We start from the raw sequence: 275 nt of genomic DNA on the forward strand, positions 1-275 counted from the left end.
GGCGCAGGCCGCCATCGCCGGCCGTGACGGAGAGACCACGGGTCTCGGCGTCGAAGCTGCGGGCGGCGCGCTTCAGCGCGGCGATCTCGGGCGCGTCATTGGCGCTCGCCCCGCCCAGACCCGACCAGTCGCCGTGCGTCGCCACCGTGCCGGCCAGGGCAAGGTCGCCGCCCGTGGCCGCCAGCACCGCCGAGCCCCGCAGGGCGCCCGATAGCCGGGTCAGGGTGAGCTTGTCGTGGGTCAGGCCCTCGGCGTTGACCCGGGAGATCGGAAGA

General features: G+C 75.6%; 1 protein-coding gene. It reads right to left on the bottom strand.

The window, feature by feature from the left end:
* The coding region (locus tag OCL97_RS22645; protein WP_377371953.1) for a hypothetical protein at positions 1-275 on the bottom strand (275 nt) is incomplete at both ends.

It is taken from the genome of Phenylobacterium ferrooxidans, from assembly GCF_042714595.1.
GTDB lineage: Bacteria > Pseudomonadota > Alphaproteobacteria > Caulobacterales > Caulobacteraceae > Phenylobacterium > Phenylobacterium ferrooxidans.